Annotated in this window: 1 protein-coding gene and 1 pseudogene; both read right to left on the bottom strand. The window is 66.5% G+C overall.

The window, feature by feature from the left end:
• A partial coding sequence (locus tag XI04_RS08140) for a HAMP domain-containing protein (protein WP_271623554.1) occupies positions 1-1,171 on the bottom strand: 1,171 nt, incomplete at its 3' end.
• Positions 1,172-1,369: 198 nt separating this feature from the next.
• Positions 1,370-1,776: pseudogene (locus tag XI04_RS08135) on the bottom strand (methyl-accepting chemotaxis protein); the annotation flags it as partial.

Below are 1,776 nucleotides of genomic sequence, written 5' to 3'. Positions count from 1 at the left end.
TCTCCAGTGCGCCGGCGAGCGAGCCGATCTCGTCGCGTCGGTCGAGATAGCCGCTGTCGACGGTGAGGTCGCCGCCGGCGACCCTCAGCATGGCATCGCGAATCCGGTGCAGCGGCGTGATCACGCGGCGGCTGACGGCCAGCATGGCGGCGCCGGTCAGGACGATCGCGGCGACGAGCAGGGCGGTGTTGACGATCAGCAACTGCACTGCGGCCGCCCGCTGCGCGGCGGAGTGATCCTTGGCGGCCTGCAGGGCCGCGTCGGCGAGCCTCACCGCGGTCATCATGCGCGGCACCGAATAGGGACTCCACTGGTTGGCGGTCATCGACGGCTTCTCGCCCTTGGCGACCGTCGTGATGACGCCGTCGCGCGTGGCGGCGTATTGCGGATCGAAATAGGTCGACTTGGTCTCGGTCATCGCCGCCGCCAGCGCCGGCGGCAATGGCATGCCGGATGCGGCGAGCTCGATCGCGGTCCAGGCGGTGTCGGTGCCGCCCACCAATTTGGTGTAGGTGAGCTGCACCTCGGGCGCGATCTTGCCGGCGTTGAGTGCATTGCCGACGATCTGCGAGGACTCGCCGGCCGTGTTGCGGAGCAGCCAGGCCATCTGCTTGATGGACAGGAGCTGGTCGATGGTCGCGTCCTGGTGGTTGACGCTCGCCGCGAGCGCGCCCGAGAGTTTTTCGAGCTGCGCCATCAGCGCGTCCTCGGTCGCGACATATTCCTTGGCGAGGCCTGCGCGGCGCTCGGCCTTGGGCTTGACGACCTCGGTCCAGAACTCGGCCTGTGCGGCCAGCAGCGTCTTGTTCAGCTTGCCGAGATCGGCGAGGAACGCTTCGCGCTGGACGATGTCGGTCGTGGGCAGGAGCTCAAGCGTGAGGGCCAGCGCCGGCATCAGCGCCGCGCGCAGCTCGCGGATGTACTTCTCGATGTCCTTGTCCATCGCGACATCGGAAGTGAGCTGGCGGCTGCTGGTCGAGCGGTCGGCCCGAATGTTGGCCATCGCCTTGAACACTTCGGCCGAGGCGGCCGAAACCGCGACGATCCGGTTGGCCTGTTGAAGACGGCCCCATGAGCTCCATGCGCTGATCGAGAAGCCGATGACGACGATGAATGCGGTGGAGAGGATTACCGCCTTCAACAGCGTGGATACGGTCAAGCGATTGAGCATCGGACACCCCGGGTGCGCGTTTCGAGTTCGTGGCCCTGAACGGCAGCCCCACGAAGTTCGAAGAGACCAAGGGATGCACGCAACAGATGCGCCCGCCAGCGGCGAGCGCGTGAGGCGCATTTGGCCCGAAAAGGGTAAAAACTTAGGCAGCGTTCCTGCCGTAAAATTACGGGCGCGGCGCCCTCTCCCGATCCGCGCCTACGCCGCGCGGATCTTGCCGAGGAAGTCGCTGACCTCATGGCCGAGCTGGCGGCTCTGGCTCTCCAGCATCTCGGAGGCCTGCTTCACATTGTCGGCGGCTGCGGCGGCAGCGTCCGCATCGGCTTTGACGCCGGTGATGTTGTCCGAGACGTTCTTGGTGCCCTGCGCCGCGAATTGCGTGCTGCGGGTGATCTCCTGCGTCGCCGCACCCTGCTCCTGCACGGCGGCGGCAATGGCGGTCGCCACTTCGTTCACTTCGCCGATGATGCCGCCGATGGCCTGGATCGCATTGATGGCGTCGCCCGCGACTTTCTGGATGTCGGCGATCTGCTCGGAGATCTCCTCGGTCGCCTTGGCGGTCTGGCTCGCCAACGACTTCACCTCGGAGGCCACGACCGCAAAGC

The organism is Bradyrhizobium sp. CCBAU 11430 (assembly GCF_028128855.1).
Classification (GTDB): domain Bacteria; phylum Pseudomonadota; class Alphaproteobacteria; order Rhizobiales; family Xanthobacteraceae; genus Bradyrhizobium; species Bradyrhizobium ottawaense.
Note: the sequence above shows the minus strand (reverse complement) of the source record. Positions and strands in the feature narration are given on the sequence as shown.